The 24387-nt window shown below is 39.8% G+C and carries 20 protein-coding genes; 1 reads left to right on the forward strand and 19 read right to left on the reverse strand.

Features of this window, described 5'->3' with window-relative positions; all coding sequences use genetic code 11:
• Positions 1–2: 2 nt before the first annotated feature.
• From bcsD to P2E05_RS04210, 17 genes are all read right to left on the reverse strand, one after another.
• Positions 3–458: a cellulose biosynthesis protein BcsD gene (gene bcsD / locus P2E05_RS04130; protein ID WP_154622188.1), complete on the reverse strand. Its 456-nt coding sequence runs from the start codon at positions 456–458 to the stop codon at positions 3–5.
• Between the two features lie 2 nt (positions 459–460).
• Complete coding sequence (locus P2E05_RS04135) at positions 461–3838, reverse strand: cellulose synthase subunit BcsC-related outer membrane protein (protein WP_276123018.1); 3378 nt, start codon at positions 3836–3838, stop codon at positions 461–463.
• Positions 3839–3846: 8 nt separating this feature from the next.
• Positions 3847–4155 (reverse strand): hypothetical protein, encoded by a 309-nt coding sequence (locus tag P2E05_RS04140; RefSeq protein WP_276123019.1) that lies wholly within the window; start codon positions 4153–4155, stop codon positions 3847–3849.
• Positions 4145–6460: a cellulose biosynthesis cyclic di-GMP-binding regulatory protein BcsB gene (locus P2E05_RS04145; protein ID WP_272677632.1), complete on the reverse strand. Its 2316-nt coding sequence runs from the start codon at positions 6458–6460 to the stop codon at positions 4145–4147. The genes P2E05_RS04140 and P2E05_RS04145 overlap by 11 nt, the downstream gene beginning before the upstream one ends.
• Positions 6453–8564, reverse strand: a complete 2112-nt coding sequence (gene bcsA, locus P2E05_RS04150; protein ID WP_272657633.1) for a UDP-forming cellulose synthase catalytic subunit — start codon at positions 8562–8564, stop codon at positions 6453–6455. The genes P2E05_RS04145 and bcsA overlap by 8 nt, the downstream gene beginning before the upstream one ends.
• A 41-nt stretch (positions 8565–8605) precedes the next feature.
• Positions 8606–8932 carry a hypothetical protein gene (locus P2E05_RS04155; protein WP_154635628.1) on the reverse strand — a complete coding sequence of 109 codons (327 nt, stop codon included), beginning with the start codon at positions 8930–8932 and terminating at the stop codon, positions 8606–8608.
• Positions 8933–9384: 452 nt separating this feature from the next.
• Positions 9385–10272 carry a 4-hydroxyphenylacetate catabolism regulatory protein HpaA gene (gene hpaA / locus P2E05_RS04160; protein WP_154623382.1) on the reverse strand — a complete coding sequence of 296 codons (888 nt, stop codon included), beginning with the start codon at positions 10270–10272 and terminating at the stop codon, positions 9385–9387.
• Between the two features lie 76 nt (positions 10273–10348).
• Positions 10349–11719, reverse strand: coding sequence for a 4-hydroxyphenylacetate permease (hpaX, locus tag P2E05_RS04165; protein ID WP_154623383.1), 1371 nt, complete (start codon positions 11717–11719; stop codon positions 10349–10351).
• A gap of 199 nt (positions 11720–11918) precedes the next feature.
• Positions 11919–12725 carry a 4-hydroxy-2-oxoheptanedioate aldolase gene (gene hpaI / locus P2E05_RS04170; protein WP_163860738.1) on the reverse strand — a complete coding sequence of 269 codons (807 nt, stop codon included), beginning with the start codon at positions 12723–12725 and terminating at the stop codon, positions 11919–11921.
• A 9-nt stretch (positions 12726–12734) separates the two neighbouring features.
• The gene (gene hpaH, locus P2E05_RS04175) at positions 12735–13538 is read right to left on the reverse strand and encodes a 2-oxo-hept-4-ene-1,7-dioate hydratase (RefSeq protein WP_154623384.1); all 804 of its coding nucleotides are present in this window, start codon (positions 13536–13538) and stop codon (positions 12735–12737) included.
• Between the two features lie 103 nt (positions 13539–13641).
• Entirely contained in the window at positions 13642–15108 is a 1467-nt protein-coding gene (locus P2E05_RS04180) for an NAD-dependent succinate-semialdehyde dehydrogenase (RefSeq protein WP_276123020.1), read from the reverse strand.
• Entirely contained in the window at positions 15105–16331 is a 1227-nt protein-coding gene (locus P2E05_RS04185; protein ID WP_154623386.1) for a Bcr/CflA family multidrug efflux MFS transporter, read from the reverse strand. The genes P2E05_RS04180 and P2E05_RS04185 overlap by 4 nt, the downstream gene beginning before the upstream one ends.
• Positions 16332–16340: 9 nt before the next feature.
• On the reverse strand, positions 16341–16721 hold the full coding sequence (locus P2E05_RS04190) for a 5-carboxymethyl-2-hydroxymuconate Delta-isomerase (RefSeq protein ID WP_154623387.1): 381 nt from the start codon (positions 16719–16721) through the stop codon (positions 16341–16343).
• A gap of 9 nt (positions 16722–16730) precedes the next feature.
• A complete protein-coding gene (hpaD, locus tag P2E05_RS04195) occupies positions 16731–17612 on the reverse strand; it encodes a 3,4-dihydroxyphenylacetate 2,3-dioxygenase (protein WP_154623388.1) in 882 nt (293 codons plus the stop codon).
• Positions 17613–17749: 137 nt separating this feature from the next.
• Positions 17750–19216 (reverse strand): 5-carboxymethyl-2-hydroxymuconate semialdehyde dehydrogenase, encoded by a 1467-nt coding sequence (gene hpaE / locus P2E05_RS04200; RefSeq protein WP_154623389.1) that lies wholly within the window; start codon positions 19214–19216, stop codon positions 17750–17752.
• A complete protein-coding gene (locus P2E05_RS04205; protein ID WP_154623390.1) occupies positions 19209–19982 on the reverse strand; it encodes a fumarylacetoacetate hydrolase family protein in 774 nt (257 codons plus the stop codon). Before P2E05_RS04205 ends, hpaE begins: the two co-directional genes overlap by 8 nt.
• A complete protein-coding gene (locus P2E05_RS04210) occupies positions 19982–20611 on the reverse strand; it encodes a fumarylacetoacetate hydrolase family protein (RefSeq protein WP_154623391.1) in 630 nt (209 codons plus the stop codon). Before P2E05_RS04210 ends, P2E05_RS04205 begins: the two co-directional genes overlap by 1 nt.
• 405 nt (positions 20612–21016) lie before the next feature.
• Here P2E05_RS04210 and hpaR point away from each other — a divergent pair, with 405 nt between their 5' ends.
• The gene (hpaR, locus tag P2E05_RS04215) at positions 21017–21469 is read left to right on the forward strand and encodes a homoprotocatechuate degradation operon regulator HpaR (protein ID WP_154623326.1); all 453 of its coding nucleotides are present in this window, start codon (positions 21017–21019) and stop codon (positions 21467–21469) included.
• A 106-nt stretch (positions 21470–21575) separates the two neighbouring features.
• Here the strand turns inward: hpaR and P2E05_RS04220 are convergent, their stop codons facing one another.
• Together P2E05_RS04220 and P2E05_RS04225 are read right to left on the reverse strand one after the other, a co-directional pair.
• A complete protein-coding gene (locus P2E05_RS04220; protein WP_276123021.1) occupies positions 21576–23582 on the reverse strand; it encodes a BCCT family transporter in 2007 nt (668 codons plus the stop codon).
• A 475-nt stretch (positions 23583–24057) separates the two neighbouring features.
• The gene (locus P2E05_RS04225; protein WP_154623328.1) at positions 24058–24324 is read right to left on the reverse strand and encodes a DksA/TraR family C4-type zinc finger protein; all 267 of its coding nucleotides are present in this window, start codon (positions 24322–24324) and stop codon (positions 24058–24060) included.
• Between the last annotated feature and the right edge of the window lie 63 nt (positions 24325–24387).

Genomic DNA, 24387 nt, shown 5'->3' on the forward strand with positions numbered 1-24387 from the left:
CTTTATTTAAATAAAGCATAACGAAATATAAATATATCCTCAGTGGCATTTTCATTCCATAAAACGGGAACTGATTTATTACCACCTTGGGTTATTAACCACTGAGTATAAAGCCCTTCTAAAATGCTAGCACTAGCTCTTCGCCATTTTTTATTTACAGATGTTGGTGCATGAGGCCATGCACAATGCATAATTAATAACTCGCTATTTGCGGGGGCCATCTTCACAAAGCCCCAATTAAACATCTCTAAAACAGTATTAATGTTTTTCTCAAGCTGACTTAATGTATTTGAGTTTTCAATAGTATGTAACTCACCAAGTTGTTGTCCTATTTTTCTTAATGTTTTACAACCTTCATTGGTTTCTCCAGATGAAAATTCAATAAATAAAAAATTAATTAAATCATGCCAGCCTGTCTTATAACCGCGCTGTAGATAACTATCTTGGTCAAAGATCATTTTTATTTTCCTAGTATATCGTTGTCGAATAAATATTTAAAGTAAATATTTGCTTTTGTTTCGTTGTAATTACCAAAAGTATTGTAGCTTACATTAGCGCCGATAAATGACGATGGTGAAACTTTATAATTAGTGTCAAAATTAATGGAGTAACTGAATCCTTTTTCACTGGATTTTTCATATACGTAATCTATATATTCATCATTCTGAGAATAATTTTTTAACTCTGCCTGATATCGCTTATCAGTGGGATAATAATCCGCGCTATTAGAAGAATATGATTGATAGCCTAATGTAGAGTTTAATTTTAATGATAATTTATCTATCGTTTGTTCATAAGAAACGGGTAAAGAAATCGCAATATATCTTTGAGGACTAAAGTAACCTGCTTGCCCTAAGGTATAGTGATTTAGGTTTTTATCAAATCCCATATAATGAACGTTCGCGCCAAACTTTAATGATTTATCCTTTTTATTTATGCCATAAATGTAAGTGCCCGTATTTAAATCAATGGATTGGTTATTAGGCACTTGTGTACCAATATATTTATTAATGGCCACTTTTGCATATGCACCATATTGGCTGTCATCCCAAGCATATTGTGTTGAAACGGCGTTACGGGTGACTGCTCCCCACTTTCTCCCTGTTGTGCTATCTATGAGTCCACTATAGGAAAGGAGACTGTCTGTAACGGCTCTTCGCTCTGCACCAAAAGTTAATCGACTGTTTGGTGACGTTTCGAGCATCCATTCTGCCCCACCCACCAAAGAAACAATTACGCCATCGCTATTGGTATGCCCGAAATCGAATTGGAAGTTATCACCTTTGAGCATCATGCTTGATTCTAAGCCTTGTATTGCACGCTCATTAATCTCATCGGCATGTAAATCATTTCGCAAATCACTTTCTACCAAGCTACGTCTATTCGCACGCGTCAAAGCACCACTCCCCACGAGACTGGCATTTTCTGCGGGGGTTTTACCTGAGCTCATCATCGAGGGCGAAACATTTAGCGCTAATTTCACATCATCAAATAATGGTAGTGAGAGTGTGACTGTTTCTTTGAGCTCAGTTAATTGACTTAGCCCCGACTCCCCTGAATGACGGGTAAACTGTACTTCACTATTTATCGATACAGATGTTTTTTGCCGCAAATCTGCCAACAACGTTTCGATGTGATTGAGTTGCTCTTTTTGCCGATTATTTTGATAGCGATAAGTCTGCATTTCCCCAGATAAGGGATGATTGATAGGCAAATAAGTGAGATTTTTTTGTGGTTGAACTAATCCCCATTGTGCGGTTTTTAATAATTTTATAGCTTGGTTATTATCCCCTGTAAGTTGCGCGAGACGTGCAGATAGAACGATATAATCGGTATGGTCCGTCGGCTTGATATCAGCAAAGTATTTCTTCGCTTCTGTAATGTTTTTATTGCTAATTGCTAAGTTGACTAAACCAATTAATGCTTCTTGGTTTTTGGGGGAAATGGACAAAATATAGCGATAAATATCGGTTGCTTGGTCTGATTGGCCATTGGCTTGATAAATACGCGCTGTACTTAGGAGTAACTTGCTGTTATTAGGGTCATTTTTTATTTCTGGTGCTAATATTTGCCAAGCTTCATTCAAATAGCCATTTTCACGAAATGAGTCCGCTTGTTCACTGAGATAGCTTATTCTGATATTGCTGATTTCTTTTTCACTCATCGCACTCAGTAAAGCAGGGGTATTCATTAAGCTTTCTGCTTCAGAGTAGTAACCTAAGCGACGTAAAATAAGAATCTGCTGTGTATAATCTTTTAAGTTTCCCTGGGGGGTTGCCGATAAATTTTGACGAATAATATTAACGGCTTGTTGGCTGTCGCCGGCATCCATATATAGCTGAGCAAGACGGCCAATATCACTGGGATTATCTGGTAATGTATTGATATTATGTCTCAATGTATTTAAAGCGGCATTATAGTTGCCATTATCAATGTAATGTTGAGCAATATCGATTTGCTTATTTAATGTAGCCCGTTTTTTGAGTGTGATGATTTCATCGCTCTGAAATTCAGTCGGAATTTTATTAATTAAAATGAGTACATTATTCCACTGGTTCTGTTCAGATTCCCAAATGAGAGCGCTATGCCAAGTTGCTGCTGACGGATAGTTAGCAACTAGATTATTCATCATGGCATTGGCTTTTTCGAGCTCACCTTTTTTCATTAACACTCGAGCATAGTCTAAGGTTAGCCAAGCATTTTGAGGTGCTTTCACAAGGGCGTTCTTAAGAATATGTTCAGCCTCACTGATTAAACCGTTATCGAGCGCCTTTGCCGCACTTTGTCGGTGTTGTTCACTGGTATCTATTTTTTGTTGGTAAGCATGACGCTCAGCAGGCGGTAATGACTGTAGTAATTGTTCAAATTCAGCATATTTTTTTTGCTCTGCAAACACCCAAATTAACTGCTCTTTTATTAATTTGTTATTAGGGTATTTTTTATCAAGCTGCTGATACAGTGATTCTGCACTGGAATAATCTTTTTTTGCTCGATAAAGTTGTCCGCGAAATAAATCAAGGGTGATGAGTTGTTGTGTATCACTGGCATGAGTTTCATTGATTAATATCAATGCCTTATCATACTGCTTACTGCGTATTAATTGTTTCACAGTATCGATTGCTGAATAATAGCCCATATTTTGAGCATCTTTTAGCCATTGTGTTTTCTTATGTTCTTTTGTGTTATTTGCCGCTTCAGTCAGTAGTTTTTCTGCTTGTTGGTAATCTTTTTGATGTAATGCCACGTAACCAAGTCCTGCGATAGCATCAACTTTTTTAGGATCCTTCATCAAAACAGCGGTAAATTTCTGTTTAGCTTGAGCAATGTGCCCTTTATTTAGTAAGGAAAATCCTGAAAGGGTCTCGTTATTTCCAACACGACTGTGATAATACTCCATTACGCTATCATCCTTTGGCGATAAACTAATAAAATTCTGATACAGGGGTAAATCCTGTTCATTAGGTTGCAGCCAAAGTAGAGCCTGCTTAAGTGAATGAATCACAACTTCATTTTTATTTTCAATTTGAAAGAGTTTTTGTATTCCTTCGCGTCGTGTTTTTTCCTGATAGGTTAATACAGTCGCTAGAATACGTTGCGCTTTAAAATCAGAAGGGGAGTGCTGTACTCTTTCGGTTAATGCTAAAATCGCTTTATCTAAATGCGCTTTACTGCCAGCGAGTGTTTCATAGTATTCTAATGCAAGATCACCAGTAGGTGGATGATTGGCAAATAGCTTATCGTAAGCTTGTATAGCTTGCTTGATATGACCATTTTTCGCCCATTCACGAGCCTGTTGTAAGGATTCAGGCGAGATATCTTTATGGGGATCGAGGCGCATGAGCTTGACTATTCTCTGATCATTCGGAGAATATTTTTTAATTTATTGATCCAGAGGATAGCTTCTTGTTTTTTTCCCTGTTGAATTTTGTAATGGGACATTAAATATAATGCCTCGATGTTATATTGTTCAATGGCAAAAACTTTGTATAAAGCATCGTAAGCAAGAGGATAATTCGATTTGCTATGCCAATAATTTGCTTTTTCTAAAAGCATTTTGATGGCGACTTCATTTTCTAATGAATTAGCCAATATTGATAATGAATATGTTCCACATAACAAAGTGATAAGTGTGTTTATTAATAAATTAACTTTCATATTCCCTTTTCACCTTTGTCAGACGTTTGGATTCATGTTGTTTAAATTTATTATATAAATATAAGCTAATGAATAATAATGAACTAAACAATATAACCATTAATAAGAATAAATGTTGGCTAAAAAACCATAGAACTAATCTATGCGGAGGAAGTTCTCCAGATAAAAATGATGGATTAATGCTTAAGTTTTTAATACTGTCAGCGTCACTGAATAAGAGAATGTCACCCGCATCGAGCGGCTGTCTTTCCGATTTTTTGATATCATTATAAAGCTTATTTAACTGTTCTGTATTTGTTGCAGTCAAAATTGTCACAACTTTATTTGAAGACCATGGGGATTGAAAACTGAGTATGCCTCGCCACTGATGAGTATTTGATAGAAAATCACTCACTATTTCGAATTGATTTTTCCACTCACCTAAAAGCAGTAGTTTTACTTTTTTGAATAACGAAGGTGAAATAATATTTAGATTTCCATTGCTATAGTGATAGGAGGTTCCTTTCATGAGCGATGTTACTGCTGGAATGTCTTTTATTTTAGCAATAACAATGATATTTGAATTTTTTAATTTACTATGTGATTTTTGAGTATCACTCAGTATAGTTAAATGACTAACGGGAAAACCAGTAATACGACCTGATTTCTCCATGAGTTGTAACATTAAAACAATATCTTCTTTTTCCGGTTGTCTGTTCAATAACAGAACGGTATCTGAGAGATCTGCATATTTAGTGTATGGAAATAATCCATTTAAAAACCAATGTGTATTAGGTAACTCGCCAAAATGAGATGCATCGCTAAGATCAATAGTTGAGTTTGTGAGTATTTGATTAACAAAACTCGCATTATTGATAATGTCACAAGCGATATTTTCATCGGTCTTAATATTGAAGTAAAAGCTGAGTTTATTTTCACCAATCAAACCTGAGTTATCAAGGTAGAGCATAGTACTGTTTTTTTGATTATGACCGAAGAAATCAGTAATTGCAGTAATGACACTATTTTTATGAGCAGAAATATTTTTTAAAAATTGATAGTTTAGGGCAATTGTTAATATCGAATTATTCATATCTACCCAATTTTTTTTATCGAAAGAATAATTGATTTGTACTGGGATTTTATTCCCCGTTAACATGAAGGTATCAGGAGGAACTTGAAAAGTAATATTCTTTTCCTCCAGTAAAAACAGTCGAGATTGCAACGCATCATTCGTTTTCATTATTTGGCTAAAAGGAATAGATTTTTTGAGTGGGAGCCAATTAGGGGCATCATAAGCTAATCGATTTTTAGAACGATAAGCGGGAACGTGTAAATGGTCGCTATCGCCATCGGGTAAATCCTCAGTGAAAAGCTGGTAAGCTGCTTGTCGTAACTCTTCTGCATTACGCCCACTTACGACTAAAATTTTATATTTTTGATTGATAGGATTATCAATAATTTTTAAATGCGGACCATCGGAATGCGCAAAGGATAAACCCGCAATCATTTCATTGGTTGTTGTAAATAAAACAGCATGCTTTTCAGGGATTTGGTCCAAATAAACATGAAAGTGATTCTCTTTTTCTTCGCTTTTGATCCCAAAAATAGAAGCAACGATTGCTGAGGCGGCTAAAATATCTGGATTAGGCGAGGCGGAATAAACAAACGCAAGTTCGTTTTTATTAATTTTTAGCGGATCTAAAAAGGGTCGAGGGAAGTCCATTAGGGATTTTCGTGTATTCATGAGTATCCCTTGCATCGCCATAATGCTTGAAGGTGATATTTTGAGAGTTACATTTTTTAGATCTGGGCGCTGACATGTCCATTCGTTGTTAATAATGTCATCATTACTAATGATTTGAAAATTAAGGTTATTTTTTGAGGATAAAACCGTGTTTGCTATTTTAAAAGTAAAAATAGCCTCATCTTTGCCAATTTGAGATAGCGGTATTGCACCTAACGATTGATCATTTAAAGTGACCTGTAAGTTATCTTTTTCAATATTCTCAGCGCTATCGATGGAAAGGACGAGCTGCATTTCTGCATGAGTTGCAATAAAATCATAAGGGAGCGTGAAACTGATCCCTGATTGCAGAGTATCGCCATTTAAAGTGACACCATGCGTTAATCCCATTTTTTTTAATGAAATTTCTTCTGCTGTAGTCTCAATCGCCTCTGTGTTATTCGCTAAATTATCATCTAATAAAAATGCTAATTGAGAGGGCAATTTATTATTTTCATCACTAAGTTCTACAGCAAAAATAGCCGTAGTATGGGTCAGTAATGTATAGGCGATAAGCAAAAGCTTAAGATAGTTAAACATGTTGCCGCTCTTCATTATTCTGTTTTGAAAGAAGAATCGAGTTATCCAATATTTTTTTATTTCTGCGGATAATAAATAATTCAAATGCGCATTGCAGGACATCTATAAACGATCTTAATGGCTTATCAGTAGGACTAAGAGGGGAAAACCAAGCATCTGCACGAGTTAAAACAACACGTACAACATCTCGCCGGACCGTATTGGTTAAATGATCAAATTCTAGACGTAGTTTTTGCTCGTCAACCCAAGCTTTTTTAATGGGAATTAATGCACTTTCCTTACCGATTCCAATTGCAATTTGTGTGATAACCCCTCGTTTATGGTGATGCTCAAGGGGTAAATGAAGTCTTGCGCCACTCATGGATAAATCTATTGAGTGAGTTTCAATATGACTGCCATCAGCAAAGCATACAGTAACAGGAATTGATGCTGGAACCCGAGTAGCACGACGTAATTGTTTCGTTTCTTTTGCCACAGAGATTGATGCTAAAACAATCAGCAAACTATAAATAGCCCAGGTAAGATTGATAATGATGACGCCATCGTCAATGTCTTTATAGATACCTACAATCCATTTAAAGGAGGCAATACTAATTCCAGATAATAGGAGTAAAGCGACAATAATCAGTGGACGGACAGCACGATGATCAAAGTAATTTTTATCTGTCAGGTCGCCTTTATCTGTGACGTTAAATTTGCCCAGTTTAGGGGATATTAAACTCATTAAGGTTGGTGGTATTAAATGAAATGCCATGACTGTTTCATAAATTTCCCCCCAAAATGAATAACGATAGTGACCAACCAGTTTTGAATTCACGTAGTTTGATGTGATCAAATGAGGTAAGGCGTAGGAAAATATTAAAGTAGCCGATGATGAAATGATATTTAGGCTAAATAAAATGAAAACGAGTGGCGATAAGAGGAAGATAGCTCTAGGTAATCCATATTGGAAATGTAGCATTGCGTTTAAATAACAAATGCGTTGTACAAATGTTAGTCCTCTGCCAAGCAGTGGATTATCAATACGAAATATTTGTGTCATTCCTCTAGCCCAGCGGATACGTTGATTAATATGTAAAGTTAATCTTTCAGTCGCTAAGCCAGCAGAAAGTGGAATATTTAAAAATGCCGTATTCCAGCCTTTACGCTGTAATTTAAGGGCGGTATGAGCATCTTCAGTAACCGTTTCAACTGCAAATCCGTTTGTCTCTTTGAGTGCACTACGGCGAATAACTGCACATGAACCACAAAAGAACGCAGCATTCCAATTATCATTACCCTGTTGTACTGGCCCATAAAAAAGGGCACCTTCATGTGGGACTCTTTTGGCTGCTGTTAAATTACGTTCAAAAGGATCTTTAGAATAAAAATAATGCGGGGTCTGTATTAGAGCGAGTTTTTCATCTGCTAAGAAGGCACCTACAGTTGCTTGTAAAAACACCCGAGTTGCAACATGGTCGCAATCAAAAATACAGATCAGTTCACCGCTGGTTTTTGTTAATGCGTGGTTTAGGTTTCCTGCTTTTGCATGGCTATTATCAGGACGGATGATATAACCAACATTAATATCCTCTGCGAGTTGGCGGAATTCACTTCGTTTTCCATCATCTAATATATAAATATTTAATTTGTCTTTAGGGTATTCGATGCATTGAGCAGCAAGTGCCGTATCTTTAACAATATCAATGTGTTCATTATAGGTAGGGATAAACAAATCAACAGTTGGCCATAATGAAGTATCCTTTGGCAATGGCACTATTTTTCTTTGTAATGGCCAATATGTTTGAATATAACCGAATAATAAAATGGTGAGTGAATAAAGCTCCGCGATAAATAGCAATGAACCTAAAAATAATTCTAGATATGAATCAAAATAGAGTGTTGTTGTCGCTCTCCACCAAACATAACGTGAAGTGCAAAGTAATGAAACTAAGATCATCATGAGTTGCGTTTTTTTGTTTTTAATTCTGCCAATACAAAATATAAATGCAACCAAAACTCCACCTAATATAAATTGCTTATCACTATCTAGAGGGATAATGATTAATAGAAAAAATAAAACTATAAAAAATGCAGATATTAAGAGGTTGCGTATTTTTTGCATATAGCTAACTCATAATGAAGTTATATTATATTTAATGTCTTTTATTTCTTGCTAATGCTTGAAAAAAGGTCACTAAGAATAACTATTCGCTCAAGGTGTGGCTCTGATGCTACAGGATTATGATAATAGTTATGCTTATAATCCATAAAGTGATCAAGTTCAGGTTGTGCGGACTGATTGCTATCTGTTTTTTCTTGAGTAAGAGATGTGGCTTCCTCTTTTATATTCTCAGATAATACAGGTTCTTTTTTTGTCGTTATATTTGATAATGTTTTCTCATTGTTGGAATGATTTTTCTCCTCTATTTCAAGAAAGGCGAAATTATCCATTTTAAGTTGGCGGCTTAATGAATTTAGATCATCGTACATAGTTAACCTTACCCTAAAAATAACCAAAGCAATTACTCATTTAATGGATGATTTTTACCATGGTCTTTTAGGTAAATCATCTTATTTTGATATAATATTTAGTTATAATATTGGATAAATTGCTTTGATTGATAATATGTAAACAATCTATAGAGATACATTATAGAATTCGGAGACTTGATTTTTAAATATGATGTAATTGTGAAATTTGGATAAATAGTATTTATTGGTTCTTTTAAAATCAATAGCTATTTTGAATAAATAAAATAGCTGAAAATATATATTGAAAAAATCTAAATTATGATTTATATACGACAATAATTGATAATTTAATATTAGATTAATTATTAATCATCTTTGATTGTTTTTATGACGATATATATAAAATGAAAATATCAAGATTTTTTTGTTATAGACAATCTATCTTTCTCGTTTGTTAAGTCATGGATTGGCTAATGAATGTTTTTATCACGCCATTGGCTTGGTGAATCACCCACTAAGCGATTAAAGAAACGCGCAAAGTAGGCGGGATCTTTAAAGCCTAATTGGTAAGCAATTTCTGATACAGGACTGTCACAAAATAATAGCATGCGTTTCGCTTCTCGTAATATGCGGTCAAAAATTAATCGCTTAGGCGGTCGGTTAGCGAATCGCCGACACATATCTTTGAGTCGAGACTCGGTAACACCGAGTTTATTTGCGTATTCAGGAATAGAAAGATGCTCATGGTAGTGTGAGTCAATGAGTTGATTGAAACGTTGAAAGAGATGATGCTCTCCTCTCACTCCACTGATAGGGTGATCGTCAAGTGGGATCGAACGTAAGAGAAAAGTAAATAAAGCTTGTGCTAAAGAGGATAAGACTTGGTCTCGGCCTGCGTAACTATTTGCGGATTCGCGAGCCATCAATGCCCAGTAATGACGAAAAGTTTCTAGATCATCCGGTTTATCAGCAACAGATAAACAAATCGCTGGTATTGCAACGATATCTGGATTTGCGGGGTAGAGGGACTCTAATAATGGCGTTATGAGATCTTGCCTAACAGTAAGCACATGTCCGTCAGTATCTTCTTGAGTAAAAAAAGCATGGGGTACAGAAGGGGGCGTGAGAATAAATAATGGTGCTTGAACAGAATAACGTTGTTCATCAAGCTGTAATGTAATATGACCTGTTTCCAGATAATGGAGTTGGAAAAAGCCATCATGTCGGTGAGCTTGCATATCGCGGCCAAAAAACGCCGCCATATTACCGAATGTTTGGTAATGAACATCATCATTCCCTTGTGTCTCATCATAATCTTTGCTGATATCGATATTAGTTATTAATGATGACACGACCATGTTCTCCCATTGTTCTGTTCAATTAGAGCCGCACGGTATCATCGCGCGGCTCTAATCTTTTTCGTTATCTTAAATATTAAGGTGTTGCTCTAGGGCGTGAATTTTTCATTGGTATCAATACTACCAGTATAGCTCCGATTACCAGTAAACCCGCGACAAAATAGAGTCCGGAGTTGAAGCTACCTGTTTGATCCTTCAACCAACCGATTAAGAGTGGGCTAACCGCGGAACCAATATTACCTGTCGCGTTAATAACGGCAATACCAACAGCACGCGCGCGTAAACTAATAGATTGATCTGGGGTTGTCCAGAATACTGCCATAGCTGTAAATGACCCCGTCGATGCCATGATGATACCAATAAGTTGAATGACGGGATGATGCGTTAAGGCTGCCAATACCCAACCTGCTGCGGCAAATAGGTAAGGAAGTGCCGTGTGCATTTTACGCTCTTGTAACCTATCAGAGCGCCGACTCCAATAAATCATTCCCAATATGGTACAGAACTGAGGAATCGCAGTAAGTAAGCCGATCATGGCATTACTACTACCTTCGTTAAAGCTCTGCATAATTTGTGGTGTCCAGATATTAATTGCGCTGAGTGTATTCGTCAGGCAGAAATAAGCCACAGTGTACATCAGAACGACAGGCGTAAAAATCTCTCTCCATAAGCTTTTATTTTGCAATGCAGTATGGCTTTTTGAACCATGTGGTTGGATAAGCTCTAACTTATCTTGTTCCATCATCTCTTGGAGGCTTTCTTTGTCTTCTTTGGTCAACCATTTGGCTTTTTCTGGTGAATCATCCAGATAGAACCAAACAAGTACACCTAAGATGACAGATGGGAAACCTTCTAGTAGGAACAGCCACTGCCAGCCTTTGAGGTCAAAGATGCCATCCATTTCGAGAATATAGCCAGATGCAAGGGAGCCAAATGCCATTGTGACAGGCATTGCGACCATGAATAAGGCGTTCGCTCGCGCACGGAAGTAAGCAGGGAACCAGTAGGTTAGATAGACCAGAATACCCGGTAAGAAGCCTGCTTCAGCCACCCCTACTAGCATTCGTAGGATATAGAGACTTGTCGGTCCGGTTGCAAACATGGTGGCTGTTGATGCGATCCCCCACAGCACCATAATGGTTGCGATCCAACGACGTGCACCGACAATACCCAACATAATATTACTTGGGATGCCAAATATGACATAGGTTGCATAAAACAGTGTGGCTGCAAGACCAAACATGGTGGATGTTAGGCCAATATCTTTCCCCATGGTTAAGCCAGCAAAACCAATATTAATACGATCGAGGAAAGAGAAAACAAAGAGTACGAATAAAAATACAATCAATCGACGGAATAACTTTTTAATAACGCGTTGTTGTGGCTCAGTCAAATTCTTATGCTGCTCAGCAGGGTTTGGTTCAGCAACGTTGGATAATTTGCTCATTTGTAAATCCCTCATTTATATGCATTTTATGCTGTTATGGGTACAAAAGGCTCTGAGGCAGCCATTAAATATGTCTGCCCTGTCGGCACATTGGTTGTTAATGTTGTTTTTCTTATGCCATTTATTGTGTATTTGTAGGGTAATAAAAATTACATCAATAAAATGACATAAGAAGTCTTTACTACTGTATTAGCACTCATTAATACACGCTTGGTGTATTGGATGTAACCTCAGTAACGGTATTGCCAAAGCGAGCTGCGAGTGCTTCTGCACCACGAGCTAACAATGTTGTATCAACACCCACCGCAACAAATAGTGCACCTAATTTTAAATAATGTTCAGCAACATCAGGTGCTGCCATTAAAATACCGGGTGCAATGCCCGCTGCGCGAATTTGTACGATCGCTTTTTCGATCACAGCTTTAACATCAGGGTGGTTTGGATTACCTGAATAGCCCATATCAGCGCTAAGATCAGCAGGGCCGATAAAGACACCATCAATGCCTTCAACTTGCAAAATTTCTGACAGGTTATTGATCGCTTCACGAGTTTCAACCTGTACAATGACGCACATCTCATCATTGGCACGTTGCAGGTAATCAGGAATACGATTCCAGCGAGATGCCCGTGCTAAAGCACTGCCAACGCCACGGATCCCAGCAGGCGGGTAGCGTGTTGCACGCACAGCTTGCTTGGCTTGCTCCGCATTCTGTACCATTGGCAGTAATAACGTCTGTGCACCAATATCTAATAGCTGTTTAATGATCACCGGATCATTCCAAGGCGGACGAACGACCGGTTGTGATGGATAAGGGGCAATCGCTTGTAACTGAGTTAAGATGGTTTGCACATTATTAGGTGCGTGTTCACCATCAATCAGCAGCCAGTCGAAGCCAGCTCCCGCAACAAGCTCTGCACTGTATGAACTGCATAATCCCAGCCATAAGCCAATTTGTGGTCGACCTTCTTTTAGGGCATGTTTAAATGAATTTTGTAGGATATCCACGGTATCTCCTTAGACAAATCGGCAACTAACAGAACCCATCACACCATAATCCACATGAAATACATCCCCTTTACGAGCAGGCACTGGGCGAGTAAATGAACCACCTAGAATGATTTGTCCTGCTTCAAGTTGCACATTATGCGGAGCCAATTTATTCGCCAGCCAAGCCACACCATTTGCTGGATGGTTCAGTACTGCGGCAGCGACACCGGATTCTTCAATGACACCGTTACGATAGAGTAACGCGCTGATCCAACGTAAATCGAGATCACGTGGTTTGATCGGTCTGCCCCCTAAGATGACCGCGGCATTTGCTGCGTTATCTGAGATCGTATCAAACACTTTGCGTGGGCGTTTTGTTTCAGGGTCAATACCATGGCAGCGAGCATCAATCAGCTCCAGAGCCGGTATGACATAGTCTGTGGCGTTATAAACATCAAACAGCGTACAATTGGGTCCACTTAATGGTTTCGCTAAAACGAAAGCTAATTCAACCTCAATACGTGGAACAATAAAGCGATCGGTTGGAATTTCACAGCCATCGTCAAAAAACATATCATCAAGAAGTGCACCGTAGTCTGGCTCATCAATCTGAGAGCTAGCCTGCATCGCTTTAGATGTTAAGCCGATTTTATGGCCTTTTAGAGAACGTCCTTCAGCGATTTTTAAGCCAACCCACTCACGTTGAATCGCATAAGCATCTTCAATCGTTATTTGTGGGTGATCCAATGATATCTGACGGATCTGTTCACGTGTTTTCTCAGCCTGATTAAGTCGCTGTGCAACTTGCGATATGATATCTTTTTGTAACATGCGAGTATTGCTCCTGTTGAACTCTGCTTACCACGCAAGCAATGTAGGGCGCTTTCTAACCCGCACTGCCCTTATGGCAGTGCGGTAATCTGTCAAAATTCAATTAGTTAGTCGACAGCCCACCAAAGCAGAGATATTTCACTTCCAGATAGTCTTCAATTCCGTAACGTGAACCTTCACGCCCCAGTCCTGACTGCTTAATGCCACCAAATGGGGCAACTTCATTTGAAATAATGCCTTCATTAATACCGACCATGCCGCTTTCCAGTGCTTCTGCAACACGGTAGATACGGCCGATATCTCTAGAATAGAAATAAGAGGCTAGGCCAAATTCGGTATCATTTGCTAAATCAATAGCGTCTTGCTCATCGCGGAACTTAAACAATGGTGCTAAAGGCCCAAAAGTTTCTTCTTTGGCGACGACCATGGCTTCAGTGACATCAGCTAATACAGTGGGTTCAAAGAATAAACCGCCTAGTGATGCCGGTTTTCCGCCTGTGAGTACACGAGCACCTTTCGAGACGGCATCGGCAATGTGTTCAGTCACCTTATCGACAGCCGCTTGATTAATCAGAGGGCCTTGCTGTGAATCGGCTTGATTGGCTGGGCCTATTTTCAGCTCATTGACAGCTTTTGCGAGGCGTTTGGCAAACTCATCATAAATGCCTTCTTGGACTAAGATACGGTTAGCACAGACACAAGTTTGTCCACTATTACGGAATTTAGCGGCTAACGCGCCTTGTACAGCGGCATCTAGATCAGCGTCATCAAAGACAATGAAAGGCGCATTTCCACCGAGTTCTAATGAAAGTTTTTTGACGGTATCGGCACATTGTGCCATCAACAACTTACCTACGCGGGTTGAACCCGTGAACGTTAATTTGCGAACGATTGGACTGGATGTCAAAACCCCACCAATGGCTTTTGCATCAGTACCAGGAACAATATTAAACACCCCAGCAGGGATACCGGCTTCCTCACCGAGTGCAGCTAGCGCTAATGCAGATAACGGTGTTTCAGCGGCAGGTTTAAGTACCATAGTACAACCCGCTGCCAGTGCTGGGCCGACTTTACGAGTGATCATGGCATTTGGGAAGTTCCATGGCGTTATCGCGGCGACCACACCAACGGGTTGTTTAATCGTGACTAAACGGCGACCGGGTAGTGGTGATGGAATGGTTTCACCATAAACGCGTTTACCTTCCTCAGCGAACCATTCAATAAAGCTTGCACCATAGGCAATTTCACCCATTGATTCAGTGAGGGATTTGCCTTGCTCCCAGCTAAGTAATTCAGCAAGTTCTTTTTGATTATCCATCATCAATTGGAACCATTTATTCAGAATTTGGCTACGTTCTTTGGCGCTTTTAGCTCGCCATGCTGGCAGGGCTTTTTCAGCGGCATCAATGGCTTGTTGGGTTTCCGCTGCGCCTACATTACTGACTTTTGCAATGATTTCACCGTTTGCTGGGTTAGTGACATCGAATTGGCTATTATCGCTGGCATTAACCCATTGACCGTTGATGTAAGCCTGCTGGCGGAATAAGGTAGAATTGACATTAATACTCATTTTTCTTTTTTCTCCGAAGGCACTGATATTAACTGTGAGCGGACATTTTTGGCCGAAAAACGTTGGCTTGTGAAACTTAATCCGGCACAGACAGCCATAACCAGCGCCATAGCAAATGGGGATTCATCCTGTAGAACAGAAACAGCAACACTCGCTAGCGCCGCCAATGCAAATTGTATTGAAATAGCAAGAGCACTGGCGCTGCCAGCAATCTTTCCTCGATGCTGCAATAACAGTGACAAACTGTTTGTACCGATAGCATTCACCATCGATAAGAACAGCACGACCAGAATAACAATAATAGGCAGGCTTTGCTGGTAGAAAATGAGTAGAAATAACCCAAACAGCAATTGAGCTCCACTTTGTAGACAGAGTATGCGAGTTAAACTGTAAACCTTGAGTAATCTTACATTCAGCAGTAATACCGCTATCATGCCGAGAATATTACAGCCAAATAATAAGCCGTAATGCTGTTCCGAGACCCCAAAATAATTAATATAGACAAAAGGGGATCCACTAATAAAAGCGAACATGCCTGCAAAAGAGAAAGCCATAGTGCCAATAATGCTTAGCGCTTCTCTGTCACTCAGCACTTGCGCATAATTATGGAATGCAACGCGGAGTAAGTTTTGAGATGCCTCTTGATGCGGCAGTGTTTCAGGGAGTAAGAAAAAAATACAACAAGTGGAACAAAGTCCTATCAGCGCAAGAAGATAGAAGATCACTTGCCATTGATAGTGAATTAATAAAAAACCACCGAGTAGCGGCGCTAGCAGCGGGGCGATCATGGTGACTAGCGTCATCAGCGACAAGACTTTAGGGAGTTCAGCCGTAGGATAAACATCTCTTGCGATCGCTCGAGCCATGACAATGGCGGCTCCACTTCCAAAGGCTTGTAATGCACGGAATGCAATTAAGGTATTAGCCGATGAAGCTTGCGCACAGAGTAAACTCGCGAGTGTAAAAATAATGAGGCCACTTAACAGCATCTTACGACGACCGAGAAGATCACTGAGTGGCCCATAAAACAGCATACCAATACAGAAGCCTGCAAAAAAAGCGCCGAGCGTATATTGCATCTGTCCTTGAGTCGCATGGAGATCATTCCCCATTTGCGGTAATGCGGGCAGATACATATCTATCGATAATGGTCCAAATGCTACTAATGAACCTAATAATGGAATTAAGTAGCGAGGAATCTGTCTATCGAACGCAGCTGGCATCATGCTTCCTTATTTAAAGAGAGCGTGAACATTGTTTTGTTTGTAATTCAAAACAGGATCAAGCTCTTCCATAGTCAATGACAAAGCAAGATATCTCTCATTCATAAGCTGAGCGAAGTGCTCTTTGATGAGTGAAAATAACATCTGGCCTGTTTTCTCTCGATCTTCAAGTGAACGTCCAGCGCCAATCTTGAGTGTCATATGGACGAAAGCGTAGTCATGCTGACCATCGGCCATCTGCCAAGTATCTAACCAAATAGCACGGCTACGGATCCCGCCTAAAGGGAAAATACCTGTTCCAGCTAATGCACTGTTTACCTTAGCAAATAGCTCAGGTAGATTGGCTTGATCACGAATATTGTCTGTACATTCAGCAATAAAATGCGGCATGATCACTCCTTACGCATTCGCTTCTTGTTTATCAGTGATATAACTTGGCAGAGGGAATATGGCATTGATTTGCCCAGTTCCTGAACTTGCAAACAAATCAGTTAACACTTCCACTTTTTCAGCGTATTTATCCCAGCCCAGCATGCCCAATAGCATTACGGTATCGTGCATATGGCCTTCGCCATAACAGTAGTCGGCATATTCAGGCAACATTTTACAGAACTCTTCAAAACGGCCTTCACGCCATAATTTGACAACGCGCTTATCCATCTGCTCATCAAATTCACGGGTATAATTATTCATGCCTTCTTCTGCACGATGGTCATCAATAAAACGATGGGATAGTGAACCACTCGCAAATACTGCAACAGTACCATCATATTTTTCGATGGCAGTGAGTACCGCTTCACCTAACTTACGGCTGGATTCAAAACTATGGGAGGTACAAAAGGCAGAAATAGAGATCACTTTAAAATGACGATCGCTATTCATATAACGCATAGGAACTAACGTTGCATATTCCAATGTTAAGCTTGGAATTTCATGTGATTGAGCACGAACACCTAATTTACGCGCCTCTTCACCGATCATACGTCCGAGCTCTGAGTTACCATCGTACTCATATTCCATATCGCGAATGAAATGAGGGAGCTCATTACTGGTGTAAATCCCTTTAAAGTGATCAGCACAGTTAATATGGTAAGCGCTGTTTACTAACCAGTGAGTATCAAAAACAATAATAGTATCAACACCAAGTTCGCGGCAACGACGGCTGATTTCTTTGTGACCATCAATAGCGGATTGACGGCAGCCGTGGTGTTTGCCGGGTAATTCTGACAAGTACATGGATGGAACATGTGTTATTTTTGCCGCAAGTGCTAATTTACCCATAAGTTTTTACCTCCCCCGTCGTATTTCGAGCTGTAGCAAAAAAATGAATTTGCATAACTACAGCTCGAACTATTTAGGGCACAAGTTAAATTAAATATTTATTATTGAATTACCAATAATTTAATTATCTCAATGAATTAAACACCCCAACGAGGAATATTATGATCCCCGAAGGAAATACAAACGTTCTTCATTTCTGCAAAAACTTCAAAGCTATATTCACCGCCTTCACGGCCTACACCTGAGGCTTTAACGCCACCAAATGGTTGACGCAGGTCACGTACGTTTTGGGTATTAACAAACACCATACCGGCTTCAATGCTGCGAGATAAACGTAAGATCTTGCTGACATCTTGTGTCCAAATATAAGAGGCTAAGCCATACTCAACATCATTAGCCATGCGTAAACCGTCTTCTTCTGACTTGAATGGAATTAAGCAAGCGACAGGGCCAAATATTTCTTCTTGAGCAACACGCATACGGTTATCGACATCGGCCAATACAGTAGGTCGTAAGAAATTCCCATTTTTCAGATGAGCAGGTAGATCGGTTGGCTTATCAGGGCCTCCTGCTAATAAGGTTGCACCTTCTTCCACGCCAAGACGGATATAGCCAGAAACCTTGTTCCAATGCTGTTCGCTGATCAGTGCACCCACTTGAGTTTTGGGATCGGTAGGGTCACCAACGATAAGGCGGTTAGCGCGCTCTGCAAAACGTTTAACAAATTCTGGATAGATACTTTCTTGGATAAAGATACGTGAGCCAGCAGTACAGCGTTCACCATTAATTGAGAAAATGGTAAATAGGGCAGCATCGAGTGCACGTTCGATATCAGCATCTTCAAATACGAGAACAGGAGATTTACCACCCAGTTCCATGGAGTATTTTTTCAGACCCGCATTTTGCATAATTAAACGGCCTGTCGCTGTGCCACCAGTGAAGGAAACAGCACGAACATCATGGTGTTTGACCAACGCATCACCGGCAGTGCTACCATAGCCTTGTACCACGTTAAGTACGCCAGCAGGAATACCCGCTTCTAGTGCTAATTCACCCAAACGGTTTGCAGATAAAGGTGATAGCTCCGACATTTTCAGAACGGCGGTATTCCCTAAAGCTAAGCAAGGTGCGGTTTTCCATGTGGCCGTCATAAATGGCACGTTCCATGGTGAAATTAATGCACATACACCGACAGGTTGAATCAGCGTGTAGTTCATCATTTTATCGTCAACAGGATAGGTGCGACCGTTCATCTGTTGGCAAACTTCAGCAAAAAATTCAAAGTTATGTGAAGCTCGTGGGATCAATACGTTCTTAGTCTGATGAATTGGTAGACCTGTATCCTGTGTTTCCATTTCTGCAATTTCAGGCACGTTTTGATCGATTAATTCACCTAAGCGGCGCATTAAGCGAGCGCGCTCTTTCATCGGCGTATTAGCCCATTTAGGGAATGCTTCTTTGGCGGCAGCAACGGCTTGATTGATTTCATCTTGTCCACCTGAAGCAACTTCTGCTAGTACTTCACCTGTTGCTGGGTTGGTGGTTTCGAAATAGTCTTTGCTGGCAACATTTTTGCCATTAATCCAATGATTAATCTTAGTCATTACAACGTTCCTCATATTCTTTCTCGCTGACAATATAATTAATCAGCCGGCCTACACCCTCAACTTCAACGATCACTTCATCACCAGGCACAACATCGGAAAGTCCTTTTGGCGTTCCTGTTGCTATCATGTCACCCGGTTGAAGTGTCATAAAATCACTTAGGTAGGAAATTAAAAATGGAATATTGAAAATGAGATCAGCCGTCGTCCCTTTTTGACGCAGTTCTCCATTAACATAGGTATAAAGCGCAAGATTGTGCGGATCTTTAATCTGATCTTTGTCGATAACCCATGGTCCAATTGGCGTTAAAGTGTCACGACTCTTGACGCGAAGATTTGGACGGTAGTAGTTTTCTAAATAGTCACGGATCGCATAGTCGTTACACACGGTATAGCCTGCAACATAATCCATCGCGTCTTCTTGCGATACCTTATGTGCCGCTTTGCCAATCACGACAACGAGTTCTGATTCGTAGTGCATGTATTCGACATTATCAGGGCGAACTGAGACTTGACGGTGACCTGTTAACGTATTGTCTGCTTTGATAAAAATGAGTGGTTCTTCAGGTGGCTTAAAGTCTAATTCAGTCGCATGGTCAGCATAATTCAGGCCAAGGGCGAACAGTGTTCCTCTGACCGGTGGTAGCCATTCAACATGTGCGTCATCACCTGCAATGACTTGGCCATTGGGTAATGTGATCTCTTCATTATCGCCAACAGTGACTGAATACTCAGTACCTTGATAACGGATTTTAGCATGCTTCATTATTGTCCTCCCGCCGCGACAACTTTATTGCGTAAGCTTGGAAAGCCCTCTGCTTGAACAGTAACTTCATCACCTGGTTGGATAGTGATACGTTGATGAGGGGTTCCCATCAGAATCACATCACCTTCTTTTAAAGTTGCAAATTCGCTGAGTGCGGCAACTAATTCACTGGCATCGCGAACGAGATCTTTGGTTGACCAACGATCGGCTTCTTTACCATTGATAAGCGTGATGATGTCTATTGGTGCTGCTAAAGCGGTTTGAATCATTTCCCCAATAGGGCAGAAACTATCACAGCATTTTGCTTTGATAGCTGGGCGATAAAATGACTCCTCTGGGAGACTAACTTCGTTCGCTAGCGCAAAGCCTGCAATATAATTTTTGGCTTCAGATTGACTGACTTTACGTGCATTTTTACCAATAATGAGTGCCAGTGTTGCACCACTTTGCACCACTTCACCCGCAGGATGTAAAATATTATCCCCTGAGTTAATTCGAGTATTACGCGGTTTTATAAACCACACCGGTGTTTTTGGTGGGGTTTTATAAGGGGCTTGCCCGAATGCCTCATGCCAGTGTTCCACTTGGCTTTGATGATTGAGGGCAACGGCAAAAACGGTGCCTTTCATTGACAACTCCTTATTAGAAAAACAAAGATTTTGAATGATTGTTAATATATTAATAATGTATTAATTTGGAATTGGCAATAGGTGAACTGAATTGTTAATTTTAATTGTGATCTCTTTAACATATTCGGATTTTTTTCATGTAACCCTTTAATATTCAGGGTTTTGATATTTTTTTTGATTTTTTATTGTAACTTTTTATTAACTTTTTGTGAGTAAGGTGGATTATTTACTCATTAATATTTTAGGGTTTTTCTTTGTGATTGTTATTTTACCGTGCTAACCTTGGTTCTAAGTAGATAGAATAGGCTATCACTGAAAAAATTTGCGGTGTTAAGGCGCAATATCTAGTCCAATACCAACCTATTGGTATTAAATAAACATTTTAGAGTGGTGAGTTTTAGACTTATGCATGAATCATTGACAATTGCATTATTACAGGCAAGAGAGACCGCGATGGGGTTCTTTCGACCTATTTTAAAGTCATATAATTTGACTGAACAGCAATGGCGTATTATCCGAGTACTTGCTGATAAACGCTCTATCGATTTCCATGAGTTATCAGTTAAAACCTGCATTCTGCGTCCTAGTTTGACGGGTATTTTGACTCGTATGGAGCGAGAAGGCTTAATTTTTCGCTTAAAACCACTCAATGATCAGCGCAAACTCTATGTTTCTCTGACGCCTGGTGGTCAGACGCTATATGACAAAGCACGGCAAGAAGTGGAAGAAGGTTATCAAAAAATTGAGCAGGCATTTTCTCATGAAAAAATGCAGCAATTAACGGCCCTGTTAGATGAATTAATTGCTTTAGAAAGCCCTGATTACAGTAATATGGCTGATAAAAAAGAGAGTGCCTAAAATCGTCGTGTCGCTCTACTTATGGTAGCGTGTAAAAATCACTAGCCCCTTAATCAAGTTATGCTCGATTAAGGGGCTATTTTTAGTTATCTAACGCACGTAGCGATTATTTGCCTAATAAATGCAAGAAGTGAATGTGTTTTTCGTACTGGTCGAGAATATCATGAATAACCTGTTCTTTGGTCCAGCCCATCACATCATAATCCTGCCCACCTTCTTTAAGGTGAACTTCAGCGCGGTAATATTTTTGCTCTTCGCTTTTCTCATCATCACTATCTGTTCCCATGCCAGAAAGCGCAAAAGAAGGTTGGACATAGTAGCGCAAGCGAACTTCATATAGGAAATTCATGTCTTCGCCTAAATCAACTTCAAAGCCAATTCTGTCATCTTTATCATCATAGATATGACAAGTTGTATTCTGTTTCGCAAGCTCTTCAGAAACCATCTCCATTGAAGGATGAACGACCTCACCAAGGAAACGTTTAACCTGATTACGTTTTGGGAAATAAGCGATATTACGCAAACGGCGTTGCCATGGAATAGGGTTACGGCTTGCGGTTGGTGCGATTGTCGCAAGTTGCTGGCTATCACGCTTATAAGCACCAACACGTAATGCTTTGAATAGACCATAGATTGCCACTAAAAGTACCATCGCGAAAGGCAAGGCACTTGCAATGGTTAAGGTTTGTAAGGCTTGTAAACCACCTGCGAGTAATAACGTAATGGCCACGACGCCCATTAACCCAGCCCAGAAGATCCTCTGCCAAACCGGTGTATTTGAATCCCCACCTGACGCTAAAGTATCGACAACCATTGCACCTGAGTCTGCGGATGTGACGAAAAACACAATGACCATCAGCATGGCAAAAAATGATAATACGGTAGAGAATGGGAAGTAAGTTAAAAACTCAAATAGTGCGAGGGATACATCCGACTGCACGGTTTCTGCTAATTTAACTGCATCTTGGTTTTTGATTAGATTGATCGCAGAGTTACCAAAGAATGTCATCCACATCAATGTAAAACCAGCAGGAACGAATAAGACGCCGGTGACGAATTCACGGATAGTACGTCCACGTGAAATTCGAGCAATAAACATCCCAACAAATGGAGACCAAGATAACCACCATCCCCAATAAAGTAATGTCCAGCCACCAAGCCAATCGCTCGATTTAGGTTCATAGGCATATAAATTAAAGGTTTTATTTACAATTTCGGATAGATAGCCACCCGTATTTTCTACAAATGATTTAAGTAATAAAACCGTTGGTCCCAGAGAGAGTACCAGTAGCATCAATATAAAGGCTAAACCTAAGTTTAATTCAGAGAGAATACGGATCCCTTTATCAAGACCAGAGACTACTGAAAGTGTTGCAAGACCAGTAAAAAGAACAATTAAAACAACTTGTACTGTCGGATTAACAGGTAAACCAAACAAATGATTCATACCCGCATTAACCTGCAACACACCAAATCCTAGTGATGTTGCGACGCCGAAAACGGTCCCCACGACAGCAAAAATATCAACAAAATGGCCGATCGGTCCATAGATACGCTCACCGATAATTGGATATAACGCAGAGCGTAATGTTAGCGGTAGCCCATGGCGGTAACTAAAAAAGGCTAAGATCAGCGCAACAATGGCATAGATTGCCCATGCATGTAGACCCCAGTGGAAGAAGGTCAAGCGCATGGCTTCTTTTGCGGCTTCGACGGTTTGAGGGTCACCAACAGGCGGATTGAGATAGTGCATTACAGGTTCTGCAACGCCAAAGAACATCAATCCAATCCCCATCCCCGCAGAAAAAAGCATAGCAAACCATGAAACATAGCTAAAATTGGGCTGCGCATGATCAGGTCCCAGTTTTATCTGTCCATAACGAGAGAGTCCCAGATAAGTCACACTCAAAAGAACGATAGCTACGGCTAAAATATAGAACCAGCTAGCATTATTGAAGAGGTTTTGTTGAAGATGACTTAGATGAGATTCTGCTATTTCAGGCATGAGGGCAGCAAAGCCGACAATCACCAAAATAACGAAAGCAGAGGTATAAAACACGGGAGGACTAATTTTTGAGCGAAATTTTTTCGAATCAGTACTATTTTGACTCATAACGACCTTCTTTGATTTTATTTTTGGCATACCAATAAATGAGCTGAGTATGCGGTGAGCTGTCCTTCTTAATGAACCAATGAAATTACGAAAGGGTCCCAATTGGGAAACGATAGAAAGAACAATAATGAAACAGTTTATAGAGATAGCGAAATGACAGATAGTTGACTGAGTTTGCTATCGATATTTTTTGACAGTTAATACCCCATTTGCAAAAAAACAGGCAGATATACTGCCATACGCCAAGATTAATTTCAAATAAACAGAAAATAGTGCTATTTTTCATGACAAATATAGTCTTATAAATCACATTATTAACTGTAATCATTGTTATGTTTTTGACTATTTAACAAAAAGTTAGATAAAACCCTCAGAAACGTTAATTAAGTTAACGTTGTTCATCCGATAATATGCAAAAAACAGCAAGATGAGCGAATATTGCGACCCCTTTATAGGGAATGGGGAGCAAACGTTTTTAACGTAGCTGGCTATCTTTACTCCCTCGACGATTATATCCGCTAAACGTTGCAGTTTTATTATCGAATATATTTTGGCAGGTTATACACAATTGAACGCCAGGAAGAGCCTGACGACGTGCAATAGGGATAGGTTCCCCGCATTCTAGGCAAAACTTAGCGCTTTCCCCTGTATGAAGTTGATTTCGTGCCTTAGTAATAGCGTCATTCAGTGTTGCGTCGATTTGTTCTTGAACCGCATTTTCATTAGCCCAACCATTAGCCATAATCGCCTCGTACAAAAAAGCATCACTTCAACTAATCATAGAGGCGAAAATAGAAAATTCAAG

It is taken from the genome of Providencia stuartii, assembly GCF_029277985.1.
Classification (GTDB): Bacteria; Pseudomonadota; Gammaproteobacteria; order Enterobacterales; family Enterobacteriaceae; genus Providencia; species Providencia zhejiangensis.